Source organism: Aeromonas sp. 97A (assembly GCF_051919185.1).
Lineage (GTDB): Bacteria > Pseudomonadota > Gammaproteobacteria > Enterobacterales > Aeromonadaceae > Aeromonas > Aeromonas veronii.
This window is the reverse complement of record NZ_JBQBFF010000001.1, coordinates 1,120,343-1,135,267: the sequence shown is the minus strand read 5'-3', so window position 1 is coordinate 1,135,267 and position 14,925 is coordinate 1,120,343. Positions and strand designations below refer to the sequence as shown.

Sequence of the window (14,925 nt, the reverse complement as noted above, 5' to 3'; positions counted from 1 at the left end):
TTTCAGGGAGGAAACATGTCATTTGCCGCAACCCCCTTTGGTGCCACGCGCTTTATTGCCACTTTGGTAATGGCCAGCTTGGGCCGCGCTGCCCATCCCCGCCGCGCGTCACGTGGGCTGCTGGCGCTGCTGCTTCTGCTCGCTGGCCACAGCGCCCGTGCCGATGAGCGCTGGCAGAGCGACAGCTATCTGGTCGAGAGCTTTATGGCCATCGCCATGGAGCGGGAGTATGGCGAAGCCAGGCAGACCCGTTTTGCCCGCTGGCAGCAGCCGATCCGGCTGCAACTTATCAACGAGTCGGGTGACAAGCCGCTGCAGGCCGACGTGGTGAAGGTACAGGCATCCCATCTGGCCCGCATCACCGGCCACTCCATCAGCATGGTGGCCGCAAAGCCCAACCTCACCCTGATCATGACCGACTACAGCAAGATGAAGAGCTGGGCCAACCGCACCATGGGGGGCGATCCATCGGTCAAGATGGCGCTCAAGGAGGGGCTCTGCCTTGCCAACTTCGCAACCAATGCGAAACACGAGATCAGCCGTGCCACCATAATCATTCCGATAGACTACAGCCGGGCCAAGGGACGCTTTCTCGACTGCGTGGTGGAGGAGTTCACCCAAGTGATGGGGCTGCCCAACGACTCGGACAAGGTGTTTCCCTCCATCTTCAATGACAACAGCATCGACAGCTTTTTGACCGGGCTGGACTATGTGCTGCTCAAGATGGCCTATCACCCGGCCCTCAAAGCCGGAATGAGCAGTGACGAGATCCGCGCCGCACTGCCTATCGCACTGGCCGACCTGCGCGCCAAAGGGGAGATCCGCGAAGCCAATCGCCGGGTGCAGCAGCAGAGCCTGAAAAGCTGGGCGGGGCTGTAACGGCCTGGCTCAACCCAGAGCCAGACAAGCCACCGCGAACTCATCACCAACAAAAAAACGCAGCCACTTGGCTGCGTTTTTTTGTTGTCCGAGGATCAACGGATCAGTAGCGGGCATGCACGTTTATCCGCAACCCATTTATCCAACGCCCGAGTTATCCACTGACAGTGCGGGATCAGGAGGCGACGTTCTCTTCCGGCATCCAGCTGTCGGCGTTCTCCCACACCTCCTGCACCATGGCTTCGGCCAGCTCTTTGTCTTCCTTGCTGGCACGGCTAACAGTCAGGGCCATAGCACTGCCCGGTGCGACCCGCACATGGATATCGGGGAATTTTTCGCCAAGCTGCTTGAGCAGCTCCTGACGCAGCGCCTCCATGGTCGAGGTCGGGATCTGATGTTTTCTGTCGATGATGATTTCAAGACGCATAGGAAACTTCTCCATGATTTATAACTGTATTTTTATCCAGTATTCATGGGAAGTAAAGTGCCAACTTGCACCAATCAGAAAAGATCCAGCTGCTGACCGCAGATCCGGTCGAACGACTCGCCGATAAAGGGGAGGATGGCGTCGGCAATGGGTCGCAACTGCTTGTCGATATAGTGTTCGTAATCGATGGCACTGCGCCGGTACTCCAGCGGCTCGGGGCCATTGAGGGTCATCAGATAGGCGATGGCGCCCCGATGCTGATAGCGCTGGGGCAGACCGCGGCGCAGGTTCTCCTCATCGGCCAGCCGCGCCGCCCGCACATGGGGCGGTACATTCTTCTGATACTCTTCGAGCTTCTGGCGCAGCCGTTTGCGGTAGATAAGCAGATCGTCGTGACGACCGGCACGAGTCTCATCCACCATGGTGCGCACATAGCCGCTGGGATCTTCATCGTGAAACACCAGTTCATAGAGGCGGGTCTGAAACTGCTTGGCCAGCATGGTCCAGTCGGTGCGCACCGATTCGAGCCCCTTGAACACCAGCTGTTCACTCCCCTCACTGGCCTTGCCAACCAGACCGGCATAGCGCTTCTTGCTGCCCTTCTCCAGCCCGCGGATGGTGGGCATCAGAAAGCGGCGATAGTGGGTCTCGTACTGGATCTCGAGATAACTCGGCAGGTCGAATTCGCGCTTGATCAGTGCAGCCCAGTTATCGTTGATCATTTGCGCCAGTCGCTGGCCGATCACGTCCGCCTGTTCGGGACTGGTCTCCTTGCCAAGGTGCACGAAGGTGGAGTCGGTGTCGCCATAGATCACCTCGAAACCCTCCCCTTCGATCCACTCGCGGGTCTGCTGCATGATGCTGTGGCCACGCAAGGTAATGGACGAGGCAAGGCGCGGATCATAGAAACGGCAGCCCCCCGAACCCAGCACGCCGTAGAAGGAGTTCATGATGATCTTGATGGCCTGGGAGAGTGCCTTGTTGCTGGCCGCCTTGGCTCTGTCCCTCGCCGCCCAGAGGGTGGCGATGAGATCCGGCAAGAAGTGGCGGGTTCGGGAGAACATAGCGCCGCGAAAGCCGGGAATGGCGTGGTCGGGGTGTTGCAACCCCTCGATAAGTCCCATGGGGTCGATGCAGAAGGTGCGGATGATGCTGGGATAGAGGCTCTTGAAATCGAGCACCAGCACGTGACGATAGAGACCGGGTTTGGAGTCCATCACATAGCCGCCGGGGCTCGCCAGCCCACCGTCGGCCGGCAGATTGGGGGCCACGTAGCCGCCACGATGGAGCCGCGGCAGATAGAGGTTGGTAAAGGCCGCCACCGAGCCCCCTACCCTGTCCAGCTCAAGACCGGTGAGGGAGGCGCGCTCGATGGCAAACGGGATAAGGTGGCAATAATCGAAGATCTCCCACACCAGCTTGCAATCTTCCAGGTTGTAGCGGGCGAGAGCCTCCTTGTCGGAATGGAACAGCTCGGTGATCTTCTCCCCCCGATTGGCCACATCCTCGATATCCTTGCCACGGCCGAGCAGTTCGCTCGCCACCGCATCCAGGCTGTAGCTGGCAAACTGCCAGGTGGCGCTTTTCAGGGTATCGATGCCATCGAGCACCATGCGCCCGGGAATGATGACGTTGCCAGTCTGGGGATCGCCCCGTGACGAGCGCCAGAAGCAGAGCTCACGACCCCGCCCGAGCCGCAGCCGCCGCTTGTTAAGCTCGGCGCGGCGTAGCAGCAGGCGAAAATCAAAATTAACCACGTTCCAGCCGATGACCAGATCGGGGTCATGCAGGCTGAACCAGCTCTCCAGCGCACTCAGCAGGGAGCTCTCGTCCTCTACCCACTGGACCTGGGTGCCCCAGCTCTCGGCATCCGCTTCCGAGGTACCGATCATGATGACCCGCGCATCCTGCTCACTATAAAGACCGACCGAGAAGAGGGCCCCGTCCATGGCGCACTCCACGTCGAGGGACACCCAGGAGAGGGTTGGCGTCACCGCCTGCGGCGCGCAGCGTGCCTCGTTGACCTCCCAGTATCCCTGCTTGCCCCCCTTTTTTACCGCCCGGCCATCGAAGCGCACACCAGCGGTGATGAATCGCTCCATCAGAAACCGCTCCGGCAGCCGGATATCCGCCTCGAAGTGCTCCAGTCCGCGAATAAGCAACAGCTCGATGGCGCGGTGAAAGGCGCTCAGGGTAGCGAAATAGCAGCTCACCACAGGGCGACCGTCGAAGGTGTGCATCGGCAGGCGGCGAAACCGCCCGCTCACCCCGGCCCCTTTGAACAACTCGGCGGCTTCTGCCATGTGGCTCTGTGGCAAAAAGAATACCGGCTCCTGCCCCGGCACCACCACCCGCACCGGCCCCTGCGCGCTCCAGAGCCACATCACGATTTCGGTGGTAGCAGGCTGCCCGTTGCGACCGCGCACGTCCCGACCGTGGCGGGTCAGGATAAAACCGTCGAGCGGCGGAGTGGCGGGTACGGTGGGCTGGGTTGCAGTCATGAAGCGTAAAGGGGCTGTCCGAGAATGGGACTATTGTACGTTCATACAGTGTCTGCTCGCAATCGTCACGCTGGCTGCGAGGCGGGAGTCAAACTGGTAAGCTCGATCCGGTCGTGATTCCCGCCCATCCCGTTCTGACCACTCTTCGCCGACGAAAGGAGTCTTTGTGGCAATCTATTCCCTGCTGGATCAGCTGGCTATCCCCTACCAGCGCTTTGACCATCCCCCGGTGTTTACCTGTGAGGAGGCGAGCAGGCTGCTGCCCGACCTGCCCGCCGCCAAGACCAAGAACCTCTTTTTGCGCGACCCGAAAAGCGAGCGGCTGTTTCTGGTGGTGAGTCCGGAGGAGCACCGGGTCGACCTCAAGGCGCTGCCGGTAATGCTCGGGGTCAAACGGCTGAGCTTTGGCTCCCCCGAGCGACTCAATGCGGTGCTCGGCCTTACCCCGGGCTCGGTAACCCTGCTCGCCATGGTGCGCGACAGGGAAAAAGCGGTAGAGCTGGTGGTAGACGAGGCCATCTGGCAGGCCGAACAGGTGCAGTGCCATCCGCTGGTCAACACCGCTACTCTGATCATCCGCCTCGACGACGTGCGCCGTCTGCTGACCCATCTGGACAGGGAGGCCATCGTAATGCGCTTGCCTGCTGCAACCTGCGATTAGCACAACGTCTGGCGGTTGGGTTCACCCTGCCGCCAACACAACCACCTTTCACGCAGCGAAATTGACTGACAAGACAATAAAATGGCTCCTTATGCGCTGATAAATCGAGTCAGCAATTGCCATTGTGCAAGAAGTCGGAGGTGAGCACATTCGGCCATTTAACCCATTGATAATAGGTTGGATTCATGTTGTGATCGGCCACTGCCAGCGGGCGATACCCCATCGCCTGTTCGTTCACAGGTGACTTCCCAGAGAGCCCCTTGATGCCAAGTCTGTTTTCCTCGGCCCAGTTGTTGAGTCTGGTGCTGTTCGTCACGCTGTCACATGTGGGGGTCGCCACCATTTTCGCCGCCATGTGGCACACCCATCGCCAGATCAGGGCATTGATCTACTGGTCAGCGGGGGAACTGGTTATCGCGGGGGCTTTTTGCTGCCTGCTGCTGCGCCCCCTTGAGGGAAATGCATCCCTTGCCAATATTCTCTGCACCAACCTGCTGTTGATGTCGACCACCCTGCTCTATGAACGGGGGATGCGCCACTTCTTTCGCCGTGAAGCCGACCAACTGGGCTGGCTGCTGCCCACCGTTACCCTCGGCGGTTTCGTCCTGTTTGCCCTGACTGCCCTGCAGCAACCCCTCTTTGATGCGCACAGCCGGATCATCGTGCTCTCCGGCGTGCTCTCGCTGCAGATTGCGCTGCTTATCTGGCAGCTCTGGCGCTACCAGCGGCTGGCCCCCGTCTATCGGGTGCTGCGCTTTGCCATTCTGCTGCTCGGCCTGCAACTGCTGTTGCAACTACTGCGGATCGCCAAACATCTCTGGCAGCCGGAGCTGGCGGCCAACTCCTTCACCGATCCGCTGCTCGGGCCTGTGATCCTGCTCAGCCTGCTCTTTACCATCGCCCGCAGTTATCTGCTGCTGAGCCTGGTCCACACTCGCCAGCAGCAAGCCTTGCTGGCCACCCAGCGCAAGCTGGAGCGGCGCGCCAATCAGGATGAGCTGACCGGCCTGTTCAGCCGCCACTATTTCGAGCGCCAGGTGGCCCTGCGTGCCCGCGAGGTGAGGAGCCCCAGCCAGCTACTGCTGATCGATCTGGATAACTTCAAACAGATCAACGACCACCACGGCCACCCCGCCGGTGATGCCATGCTGCGGGCCGTGGGCCGGGAGATCGCCAATACCCTGCCTTCTGAGGGCATGGCCGGTCGGCTTGGCGGCGATGAGCTGGCCCTGCTGCTGATGGCGGCCCCGCAGACCCTACCCGACTACTGTCATAGCCTGCAACAGCAGATCGCCGAGGCGACCTGGGAGCTGGCCGGTGGCCCCATCAGCCTCAGTATCGGCCTCACCTCGCTGCACCCTGACGAGGGGTTTGAAGCGGCCTACCTGCGCGCGGATCGGGCCCTTTACGCCGCCAAACAGGCTGGAAGGCAACGGGCCTGCGTACAGGAGCTCCACCACAACGAGCCGCAACCGCTGCCGCCCTGCGCGCTCCTGTCATGAGCGCAGTTCTCGCTCTGCAGTGCCGACCGGCCAGGCTGACAGATGCCCCGGCTTACCGGCGCTATGTCACCGAATGCGCCGAGGACGGACAGCCGCTCTATCAGGTGGCGCAATTTGACCCGAACGGCTGGTTACAGAGCCTGCTGGATCACGCCAAAGGGCGCAACTTGCCCAGTGGATACCTGCCGACCACCACCTATTTTGCCCTCGATGGCGAGGAGATCATCGCCACCCTGCGTCTTCGTCACGGTGACAATGAGGCAACCCGCCAGTGGCTCGGTCATATCGGTTACGAAACTCGCCCCTCTCGCCGTGGCGAAGGGGCCGCGACCGTGCTGCTGCGCTGGGTGCAACAACAGGTGCTGGCAGCGCCGGTGCTGATCAGCTGCGGCGAAGATAATCTGGCCTCCCGCAAGGTCATTACAGCAGCCGGTGGCGTGTTGCTGGGACGGCACTTCCATCCGGGGGATCGCAACTGGCTGGAGATGTATCAGCTATCCCCCTGCCCCAGCCGACCATAGCCGCAGCAGTAATAAAAAGAGCGCCCCGAAGGCGCTCTTTTTGCGAACGTGGCAAGACCGTTAGTAGCTGTCTTCCTGTTCCGCCTTCATCCGGGCCTGACGGGCATAGGCCTCCTCCTCGGCGCTCTCTATCTCCTGCAGCACCGAATCGAGATCAATGGCGGCGCGGCTCTCTTCAAAGTGACCGGTCAGCTCGCTCTCGGGGGTGAGTTTGCCATCTTCAAACAGCGCCCACATCTCCTGGGCATAACGGGTCTTGAGCAGCTCGGGGGCATACATGCCGTAGTAGTTGCGCATATTGTTGACGTCCCGCTCCAGCATCGCCTTGGCCTGGTTGTTGGCGGCGGCATCCACCACCTGGGGCAGGTCGATAATGACCGGGCCCTGTTCATCCACCAGCACATTGAACTCGGAGAGATCGCCGTGGATAAGACCGGCGCAAAGCATCCGCACCACATAGCGGATCACCTTGTGGTGATCGATGACCGCCTGCTCGGGGGTAAGCGCCACATCGTTGAGGCGCGGCGCGACATTGCCATCCTCATCGGTGATAAGTTCCATCAAGAGGACGCCATCGAGGCAGACATAGGGCTGCGGCACCCGCACACCGGCCGCCGCCAGCTTGAACAGGGCGTCGACCTCGGTGTTCTGCCACACCTCTTCATGCTGCTTGCGGCCGTACTTGGAGCCCTTCTCCATGGCGCGAGCGCTGCGGCTGTTCCGCACCTTGCGCCCCTCCTGATAGACCACGGCCTGTTTGAAGCTGCGCTTGGACGCCTCTTTATAGACTTTGGCGCAGCGGATCTCGTCGCCGCAGCGCACCACATAGACGTCGGCCTCTTTGCCGCTCATCAACCGGCTGACGACCTCATCGACCAGGCCGTCATCAACCAGAGGTTGGATTCGATTTGGAATTTTCATGGCCGCCCTTTTACCCTATTTCCGCTCTCGAAGATAGCTCCGCGCACGCTCACCTGCCTCTCCCTTTCATAAGACACCCTGTTATCCCCTGTTTGCGCTGTTTTTGTCCACCCGTTCGCCTTAAAAACCACCAGCAGCAGGCCTAATACGAAAGGCGCCTGTGCCAACAAAAATGGCCCGCAAACGGGCCAATTTTCAAGGTTCGGGCGGCAAGCCCTGACGAATACGCTGGATCCCCGCTTCATAGAGGCCGTCATCCCCCTCCTGATGCTCCAGGGTTTCGAAGATCTTGAGAAACCACATGTACTGCTCGGGATGGCGCGCCACCTGCATCTCTACCACCCGGTTCATGGCATTGACGTCTGCCAGCAGATCGGCGGTGGGATAAGGGTCAAACGGCGGCTCGATCTCCAGCAGATAGCGTCCCTCATCCTCGTCATAGCTGGCGAAGATGGGCACGGCCCTGGCGCCAGTCAGCTTCACCAGCTTGGGCAGCGCGGGCAGGGTTGCCTTGGGGCGACCAAAGAAGGGAACAAACACGCTCGCCTCGCGGCCGTGATCCTGATCCGGCAGGTAGAAAAAACTGGCACCAGCGCGGATCGACTTGATCGCCGGCTTGATCCCGGCGCTGCGCTCGTACACCTTGCCCCCTTTGGCCCGCTCGCGGTTGATGTACCAGTCGAACACCTGATCTTTCGGGCTCTTCATCATGGTGCACATCTCGATCCCCATCATGGAGAAGTAGCGGCCAATCATGTCGACCGCCCAGGTATGAGGCACCACCAGGATCACCGGGCGGCCTGCAGCCTGCTCCGCTTGCACATGCTCCCAGCCGGTGACCTTGATGCGGCGGGTCAGCCGCGCCTTGCTGCGCCAGCTGAGCTCGCCAAAGCCCATAAAGGTCTTGAGCCCGACCCGGATCGATTTGAGTAGCAGCGCCTGCCGTGCAGCGGCATCCAGCTCGGGAAAGCAGATCTTGAGGTTGGTATCTGCGATATAGGCCTGCTTTTTCGAAAAACGCAGCAGGGTCGGTGAGACCAGATCGGCAAAGCGATCCCTCAGTCTCGCGGGGGTAAATGCCAGCAGGGAGAGCAGGCCCAGCGCACACCAGCTGCCCCACCATTTGGGATGCAGCAGGCGACTATGAAATGAGGTATCAAATACCGGATCTAACGCAGACATGGCGACCATCAAGTCATCAAAAACAAACGGTTATTGTAGTTATCCTGACATTTTTTTCTACCCTGGGGAGGCTGGCCATCGACCTGCAAGGCACTGATCAGACTAGTTATCATAAAAAATGGCCCACCTGGGGCCATTTCAATCAATCAAAATTCAGGGTCAGCCGTGGGGCGACAATCCCTTGCGGATCCGGCGTATCCCCTCTTCGTAGAGGCCATCCAGCCCCTCCTGATCTTCACGGGTATCGAAGATCTTGAGGAACCACATGTACTGGCCCGGATGGCGCATCAGCTGCTGTTGTACCATGTCGTTCATGCGACAGGTATCGGCCATCACATCCTCGGTAGGATAGTTGTCGAACGGTGCCTCAATCTCCAGCCGGTAGCAGTGGTTCGCTTCGTCATAGCAAGCGAGCAGCGGCACCGCCTTGGCGCCACTGACCTGTACGAGACGGGGCAAGGCAGGCAGGGTCGCTTTGGGATAGCCAAAGAAGGGGGCGAAGATGCTCTTCTCGCGGCCATGATCCTGATCCGGCAGATAGAAGAAGCTGCGACCGCTCTTGATGGTCCTGATCACCGCCTTGATCCCGGCGCTGCGCTCATAGACGCGGCAACCGTTCTTGGCTCGTGCACGGTTGAGGTGCCAGTCAAACACCGGATTGCGCGCCCGTTTCATCATGGTGCACATGGGCACCCCGCGCTGGGTGAAGCAGTAACCGGCGGCATCCACCGGCCAGGTATGGGGCACCACCAGGATCACCGGACGGCCGGCCGCCCGCTCCGCCTCGATATGCTCCCAACCGATCACCTGCATCCGGCTCATCAGATAACGCTGACTGCGCATGGTGAACTCGCCAAATCCCAACAGACTCTTGAGGCCGACCCGGATCGAGGTCAGTGCAATCGCATCCCGCTCTTCCGGGCTCTTGTCCGGGAAGCAGATCTCCAGATTGGTTCTGGCGATATAGATCTGTTTTTTCGAGATACGAAACACCAGCGGTGCCAAGGCTTCGGCCAAACGGTCGCGCAATCGCACCGGCACAAAGGCGAGCAACATCAGCACGCCGAGCGCCAGCCAGCTGAACCAGTAGCGGGGATGCAGAAAACGGGCTTCAAAAGAGGAGTCAAATACGGGATCTTGGGACGACATGTATTGGGGTCGAGCGAAAAAGTGGTGCTGCATTGTAGTCGTCCTGACAGGTAATACCAGTTAAATCCATGGCAAATAGCCCGCCACGGGTGCCACATCAAAAAACCATAAAAAAATGCCCCGCACTGCGGGGCATTTTGCTCGTTACACAACCAGGGTGGAGGCTCTTTGTCCATCCATCGTATGACTGGTCGTTTATCCCGTCGCTCTCGGAGCGCACTGCTTATCCATTTCCCGATGTCACATCATCAAGATTTATCGGTGAGCACCCTGGCGGGCCATGCCGTTATTCATTTCGGTATTACGCTGCGGCAGAAAAAACATCAGGTAACGCAGTGCCACATACCCGACGATCACGGTAGCCACCCCCAGCTCGAAGTGGGCCAGCAGTCTGATCTGCTCGACGTAGTGACTCCCTTGCGCAAACCCTTCAACCAGATGAGCCACTTTGAACAGGGCGGTGGCACCGATCACTAGCGGGAAGGTGAAGGCGGCATAACCCGGCGAAAAGGGCAGACGCAGCAGTTTGATGAAGGCCAGATAGATGATACCGGTCATCAGGATGGCAATCCCCAACAGCACGGCCACCAGCAGCAGTGACGGCTCCTGGCTGACGGTCAGGTAACCGGCCAGAGAGAGGCTGGCAGGAGCCGCCAGAATGGCGATGGTCGGTTTGGCGGCATCCGGCACTTCATGGCTGAAGATCAGGCGATAGAGCATCAGCGGCAGCATCAGGCCATAGCAGATGATCCCGAACCAGAGCAGACCGTTGGCCAGCGGGGCAAACTGACCACCCGGGAAGGCGACGTCAGCCACGATGATCCCCACAGGCGGCACGAACCAGCTCGGCACCATGTGGTGGATTTCAAACTCTTTGGCGCGATGCCAGATAAAGGTGGCCAGGAACAGCAGATGAACCGCCACGGCAAACAGCCAGAGGGCCTCGCCCGCTTGCGGCGCAAGCATACCGAGCGCTTTGGAGACCACCATGGTGCCCATGGCATAGGTCGGTACCACACTACCCACCACAGGGTGAGCGAGATCCTGCAACAGCAGACGGGGGTGAAGCAGAAACTTGAAGGTCAGGATCACCAGCAGCACGGCCGCAATGGCAGCGCCCAGCAGTTGCATCCGGCCATCGAAGTGACCGGCATTTTCCCAACACCAACCAAGGCTGGCGATGCCCAGCGCCAGACCCGCCATGGGGGTTGGGGCGGCAGCCAGTGATTTACGGGTTCTTGCGATCATGATGACACCTTTCTATTGATGACTATGGCGATAGGATAATGGTCCCTTATCGTTTACGATATCTAAATGAATTAAATCAATCATTCAGGAAAACCAAACACGATGAAACTGACCCTGCAGCAGCTGAAAGTGTTCGCCACCATTGCCCGCTATGGAAACCTTGGCCTTGCCGCCAACGAGCTCTGCCTGAGCAAGGGGGCTGTCTCCCAGTCGCTGCAGGAGCTGGAGCGCCAGCTCTCTACCCCGCTGTTTGACCGCATTCACCCCAGATTGCAGCTCAACAACGAGGGGCGCCTGCTGCAACCGGCCGCCGAAGAGCTGCTGACCCGGATGCAGGATATCGAGAACCTGTTCAGCCCCGATGCCGAGCCGAGCGGCCAGCTTCGCCTTGGTGCCAGCCAGACCATCGGCAACTACCTGCTCCCCACCCTGCTCGCCAGCAGCAAACAGGAGCTGGGGCTCCCCCCCAAGGTGACCATCAACAACACTCACCTGCTCTGTCATGCGCTGGCCAACTTCGAACTGGATATGGCACTGATCGAGGGGGAGAACCACCACCCCGACCTGCTCGCCGAACCCTGGCTGCAGGACGAGATGCTGGTGGTGGCCCCACCCGGTCACCCGCTTGCCAACAAGAAGGAACTCTCCCTCTCCCGTCTGGGGGGCGAGACCTGGGTATTGCGTGAAGCGCAATCGGGCAGCCGCGAGCAATTTATCCAGCAGATCCAGCCCGAGCTGCCCCGCTGGCAACCAGGGCTTGAACTCAACACCCTGGAGGCGGTGATGCTGGCAGTGGAGAAGGGGCTTGGCATCTCCTTTATCTCCCGGCTGGCAGCCTCGGATCGCCTGGCAGATGGGCGGCTGATCGCCCTGCCACTCTCCCGCCGCTTCCCGCGCCAGCTCTCCCTTATCTGGCACAAGCAGAAGTACCACTCCACCTCCCTGCGCCACTTTATCCACTTCTGCCGGGCTCAGGTGAATGATGCCGAGGTGATCAGCCCGGACTAGCCCCCGGTCATATCATCGCTAGCAAACCAGAGCGCCTATGGCGGAAAAGCAAAATGCAGGGATGGAACCGTTGCTCCATCCCTTTGATCACTACACTGTGCAACCTACTACCTACCGCAAACGAGTCACCCTTTCTCCCCGTATCACGACCCCGCATTCAGCCGTGTCGACGCCGTTGTTCGGGGGTGACGAACCCTCCCGATGGCTTCGTCACAAGTGACGAACGTCACAGTTCGACAGCCACATCAGTGCGTTCACTCAACCACGCGAAGATTTTTATTCATTTAAAAACAGCCACTTAAAACCAATTTATCTGTTAGAACCATTCTGGCCCGTATCTTGCCAACCAGCCCCTACTTTCTCCGTTCGCGACACGACAAGGTAGGCTATGAACCGCTTCGTTATCGCTGACCCCAAGCTTTGTATCGGCTGTGGCACCTGTATGGCGGCCTGCAGCGAGGTACACAAGGCGCAAGGTTTGCAGCAAGCCCCCCGTTTAACCGTTATGCGACACGAGCAGGCGACCATGCCGGTTCAGTGCCGTCACTGTGACGATGCCCCCTGCATCAAGGTGTGCCCGGTCGAGGCCATTCGCCAGACCGGCGATTGCGTGCAACTCAACGAGTCGCTCTGCATCGGCTGCAATCTCTGCGCCGTGGCCTGCCCCTTTGGCGCCATCCAGAGTGACGGCAGCCGTCCGGTGGCCGTGGCCACCAGTTACGACACCTATATCCCCTGCTCCATCCGCTCCAGCAACCCCTCCACCTCTGCCGGCCTGCGCTGCTTTGGCGAGGATCTGCTGAGCTGGGAGCCGGGGGTGCGCAGCATCGCGGTCAAGTGCGACCTGTGCGAGTTTCGCGCCGATGGCCCGGCCTGTGTTGGTGCCTGCCCCTCCCAGGCACTGAAGCTGGTCAATGACGGCGACACCGAACGCGCCGCCCGTATCCGTCGCCAGCAAGCGGCCGACACCAACCCGCAAGGGGCCTCTGCCTTCTCGGCGCCTGCCACGGCGCTCCCTGCATCCGATTTATCCACCACAGAGGGAGCTCGCTGATGTTGTCCCCCCTTGTTATGGTCACGCTCCTGCTCTTTTTGCTGGGCGCTGCCGCCGGTTTGCTGCTGCAAAAGCTGCCCGCACTGGCCAACCGTCTCAACAGCGGCCTTGCCCTGCTGGGCTCGCTCGCGGGTCTGGTCGCCGCCATCCAGATCTTTGCCCAAGGCGCCCCCGTCGACGGCCAGCTCTGGCTGCTGGGCTCGGTGCACCTCGACATGCTGGCCGCGCTGATGCTGCTGGTGATTAGCACCGTCGGCGTCGCCGTCGCCCTCTACTCCTTTGCCTATATCCGCGAATATCAGGGCAAGGGGGATGTGGCCATCGGCGCGCTGATGAACCTCTTCCTCTTTGCCATGGTGGGCATGGTGCTGGCCGACAACGTACTCGGTTTCTTGCTCTGCTACGAGCTGGTGACCCTCACCACCTACTGGCTGGTCAAGACCAACCCGGATGCTGTCCAACAGAGCCGCCTCTACCTGGTGATGAACCATATCGGCATGGCGCTGGTGCTGATCGCCTTCTGGCTGCTCTGCCGCGAAAGCGGTTCGCTGGAGTTCGCTGCGCTGCGCGAGCACCATCTGGCGGGCGGATTGGCCTCCCTGGTGTTCCTGCTCAGCTTCTGCGGCTTTGGCCTGCGCGCCGGTTTCGTGCCGCTGCACGGCTGGCTGCCGGTGGCCGAGCCCGTTGCGCCGTCCCATATCTCGGCGCTGATGTCCGGCGTCATGGTGAAGCTGGGTCTCTTTGGCATTTTGCGGGTCTGCATCGATTTTCTCGGCGCCAGCCAGCTCTGGTGGGGTTATGTGGTGCTGATCTTCGGCGCCTGCTCGGCGGTGCTCGGGGTGCTGTTTGCGCTGGCCGAGCACGACCTCAAGCGGCTGCTCGCCTACCACACGGTGGAGAACATCGGCATCATCCTGATGGGGATGGGGATCGGCATGATCGGTATCGCCAACCAGCAACCGGCGCTGGTAGTGCTGGGGCTACTCGGCGCGCTTTATCACCTGCTCAATCACGCCATCTTCAAGAGCCTGCTCTTTATGGGCACCGGCTCTGTGATGTTCCGCCTGCACACCCGCGACATGGACAAGATGGGGGGGCTGGCCAAGCTGATGCCCTGGACTGCGCTGGCGTTCCTCATCGGTGCCATGGCCATCTCGGCGCTGCCGCCGCTCAACGGCTTTGTCAGCGAGTGGTTTATCTACCAATCCCTGCTCTCCATGACCAAACTCGGCACCTCGGTCGTCGCGCCGCTCGCGGTAGTAATGCTGGCGGTAACCGGCGCCATGGCGGTGATGTGTTTCGTCAAGGTGTACGGCATCTGCTTCTGCGGCGCACCGCGCAGCGAACACGCGAGCCACGCCCGCGAAGTGCCAGGAGCCATGGTGGCAGGCACCCTGCTGCTGGCCGCCGTCTGTCTGGTGCTGGGTCTGGGCGCCCCCTGGATTGCCCCCCATATCGCCAGCTATGGCCAAGCCTTGGTAAGCGGCCAAATGAACGTGGCCACTGGCGCCACCCTGCTGCCACTCGATAGCTCACAAGCGATCCTCTCCCCGCCCGTTATCGCCATCACCCTGCTGGGGCTGTTCCTCATTCCGCTGCTGGTACTGGCCATCTTCAAGGGGCCCAAGCTGGGTCGTCGTCACGCTGGTACGCCGTGGGCCTGTGGTTACGCCTATGAGGAGCGCATGAGCCTCACCTCTGGCGGTGTCACCCACACCTTGCGCCAACTCTGCGCGCCGCTCTATCGCAAGCAGCCGCAGCTCGATCTGGCCACCGCCCTGCACGGGGTGAGCGATACCAGCGGGACAACCGGCTGGCTGCTGCACGGCGTTGTGCTGGCGCTCTTTATCCTGATGGCAGTAGGAGTCTGAT

The 14,925-nt window shown here is 60.6% G+C and carries 13 protein-coding genes; 7 read left to right on the top strand and 6 right to left on the bottom strand.

Going from position 1 to position 14,925, the window contains the following annotated elements; genetic code table 11:
* Positions 1-15 precede the first annotated feature (15 nt).
* Positions 16-879 carry a DUF2927 domain-containing protein gene (locus ACTG27_RS05125; RefSeq protein WP_439979223.1) on the top strand — a complete coding sequence of 288 codons (864 nt, stop codon included), beginning with the start codon at positions 16-18 and terminating at the stop codon, positions 877-879.
* A 175-nt stretch (positions 880-1,054) separates the two neighbouring features.
* Here ACTG27_RS05125 and ACTG27_RS05120 read toward each other — a convergent pair whose 3' ends face one another.
* Both ACTG27_RS05120 and ACTG27_RS05115 read right to left on the bottom strand, forming a co-directional pair.
* Positions 1,055-1,306 (bottom strand): DinI family protein, encoded by a 252-nt coding sequence (locus ACTG27_RS05120; protein WP_005352362.1) that lies wholly within the window; start codon positions 1,304-1,306, stop codon positions 1,055-1,057.
* 74 nt (positions 1,307-1,380) lie between these two features.
* Positions 1,381-3,807 (bottom strand): DNA polymerase II, encoded by a 2,427-nt coding sequence (locus tag ACTG27_RS05115; RefSeq protein ID WP_439979222.1) that lies wholly within the window; start codon positions 3,805-3,807, stop codon positions 1,381-1,383.
* 166 nt (positions 3,808-3,973) lie between these two features.
* Between ACTG27_RS05115 and ACTG27_RS05110 the strand changes: the two genes are divergently transcribed.
* The 3 genes from ACTG27_RS05110 to ACTG27_RS05100 all read left to right on the top strand — a co-directional run bounded on the left by ACTG27_RS05110 (position 3,974) and on the right by ACTG27_RS05100 (position 6,491).
* Positions 3,974-4,468, top strand: coding sequence for a prolyl-tRNA synthetase associated domain-containing protein (locus tag ACTG27_RS05110; RefSeq protein WP_439979221.1), 495 nt, complete (start codon positions 3,974-3,976; stop codon positions 4,466-4,468).
* A gap of 263 nt (positions 4,469-4,731) precedes the next feature.
* Entirely contained in the window at positions 4,732-5,970 is a 1,239-nt protein-coding gene (locus tag ACTG27_RS05105; protein ID WP_439979220.1) for a GGDEF domain-containing protein, read from the top strand.
* Entirely contained in the window at positions 5,967-6,491 is a 525-nt protein-coding gene (locus tag ACTG27_RS05100; protein WP_421292088.1) for a GNAT family N-acetyltransferase, read from the top strand. The genes ACTG27_RS05105 and ACTG27_RS05100 overlap by 4 nt, the downstream gene beginning before the upstream one ends.
* Positions 6,492-6,551: 60 nt before the next feature.
* On the opposite strand, the gene ACTG27_RS05095 is transcribed toward ACTG27_RS05100, so the two are convergent.
* The 4 genes from ACTG27_RS05095 to ACTG27_RS05080 all read right to left on the bottom strand — a co-directional run bounded on the left by ACTG27_RS05095 (position 6,552) and on the right by ACTG27_RS05080 (position 10,991).
* The gene (locus ACTG27_RS05095) at positions 6,552-7,412 is read right to left on the bottom strand and encodes a PA4780 family RIO1-like protein kinase (protein ID WP_005352386.1); all 861 of its coding nucleotides are present in this window, start codon (positions 7,410-7,412) and stop codon (positions 6,552-6,554) included.
* Between the two features lie 195 nt (positions 7,413-7,607).
* A complete protein-coding gene (locus tag ACTG27_RS05090; RefSeq protein ID WP_005360998.1) occupies positions 7,608-8,603 on the bottom strand; it encodes an LpxL/LpxP family acyltransferase in 996 nt (331 codons plus the stop codon).
* 150 nt (positions 8,604-8,753) lie between these two features.
* Positions 8,754-9,743, bottom strand: coding sequence for a lauroyl-Kdo(2)-lipid IV(A) myristoyltransferase (gene lpxM / locus ACTG27_RS05085; protein WP_103251205.1), 990 nt, complete (start codon positions 9,741-9,743; stop codon positions 8,754-8,756).
* Positions 9,744-9,998: 255 nt separating this feature from the next.
* A complete protein-coding gene (locus tag ACTG27_RS05080) occupies positions 9,999-10,991 on the bottom strand; it encodes a TDT family transporter (protein ID WP_199415472.1) in 993 nt (330 codons plus the stop codon).
* Positions 10,992-11,093: 102 nt separating this feature from the next.
* On the opposite strand from ACTG27_RS05080, the gene ACTG27_RS05075 reads away from it, so the two are divergent.
* The 3 genes from ACTG27_RS05075 (at position 11,094) to hyfB (ending at position 14,924) form a co-directional block, all read left to right on the top strand.
* Entirely contained in the window at positions 11,094-11,999 is a 906-nt protein-coding gene (locus tag ACTG27_RS05075) for a LysR substrate-binding domain-containing protein (protein WP_127007745.1), read from the top strand.
* A 388-nt stretch (positions 12,000-12,387) separates the two neighbouring features.
* Positions 12,388-13,053 carry a 4Fe-4S dicluster domain-containing protein gene (locus ACTG27_RS05070; protein ID WP_439979219.1) on the top strand — a complete coding sequence of 222 codons (666 nt, stop codon included), beginning with the start codon at positions 12,388-12,390 and terminating at the stop codon, positions 13,051-13,053.
* On the top strand, positions 13,053-14,924 hold the full coding sequence (hyfB, locus tag ACTG27_RS05065; RefSeq protein ID WP_439979218.1) for a hydrogenase 4 subunit B: 1,872 nt from the start codon (positions 13,053-13,055) through the stop codon (positions 14,922-14,924). The genes ACTG27_RS05070 and hyfB overlap by 1 nt, the downstream gene beginning before the upstream one ends.
* Position 14,925 lies beyond the last annotated feature (1 nt).

What these genes read in the sequence shown, in the direction of transcription:
- ACTG27_RS05105 (WP_439979220.1), top strand. Translation starts at nt 4,732, where the DNA reads ATGCCAAGTCTGTTTTCCTCGGCCCAGTTGTTGAGTCTGGTGCTGTTC.
- lpxM (WP_103251205.1), bottom strand. Translation starts at nt 9,743, where the DNA reads ATGTCGTCCCAAGATCCCGTATTTGACTCCTCTTTTGAAGCCCGTTTT.
- ACTG27_RS05070 (WP_439979219.1), top strand. Translation starts at nt 12,388, where the DNA reads ATGAACCGCTTCGTTATCGCTGACCCCAAGCTTTGTATCGGCTGTGGC.
- ACTG27_RS05125 (WP_439979223.1), top strand. Translation starts at nt 16, where the DNA reads ATGTCATTTGCCGCAACCCCCTTTGGTGCCACGCGCTTTATTGCCACT.
- ACTG27_RS05095 (WP_005352386.1), bottom strand. Translation starts at nt 7,412, where the DNA reads ATGAAAATTCCAAATCGAATCCAACCTCTGGTTGATGACGGCCTGGTC.
- ACTG27_RS05080 (WP_199415472.1), bottom strand. Translation starts at nt 10,991, where the DNA reads ATGATCGCAAGAACCCGTAAATCACTGGCTGCCGCCCCAACCCCCATG.
- ACTG27_RS05100 (WP_421292088.1), top strand. Translation starts at nt 5,967, where the DNA reads ATGAGCGCAGTTCTCGCTCTGCAGTGCCGACCGGCCAGGCTGACAGAT.
- ACTG27_RS05090 (WP_005360998.1), bottom strand. Translation starts at nt 8,603, where the DNA reads ATGGTCGCCATGTCTGCGTTAGATCCGGTATTTGATACCTCATTTCAT.
- ACTG27_RS05120 (WP_005352362.1), bottom strand. Translation starts at nt 1,306, where the DNA reads ATGCGTCTTGAAATCATCATCGACAGAAAACATCAGATCCCGACCTCG.
- ACTG27_RS05115 (WP_439979222.1), bottom strand. Translation starts at nt 3,807, where the DNA reads ATGACTGCAACCCAGCCCACCGTACCCGCCACTCCGCCGCTCGACGGT.
- hyfB (WP_439979218.1), top strand. Translation starts at nt 13,053, where the DNA reads ATGTTGTCCCCCCTTGTTATGGTCACGCTCCTGCTCTTTTTGCTGGGC.
- ACTG27_RS05075 (WP_127007745.1), top strand. Translation starts at nt 11,094, where the DNA reads ATGAAACTGACCCTGCAGCAGCTGAAAGTGTTCGCCACCATTGCCCGC.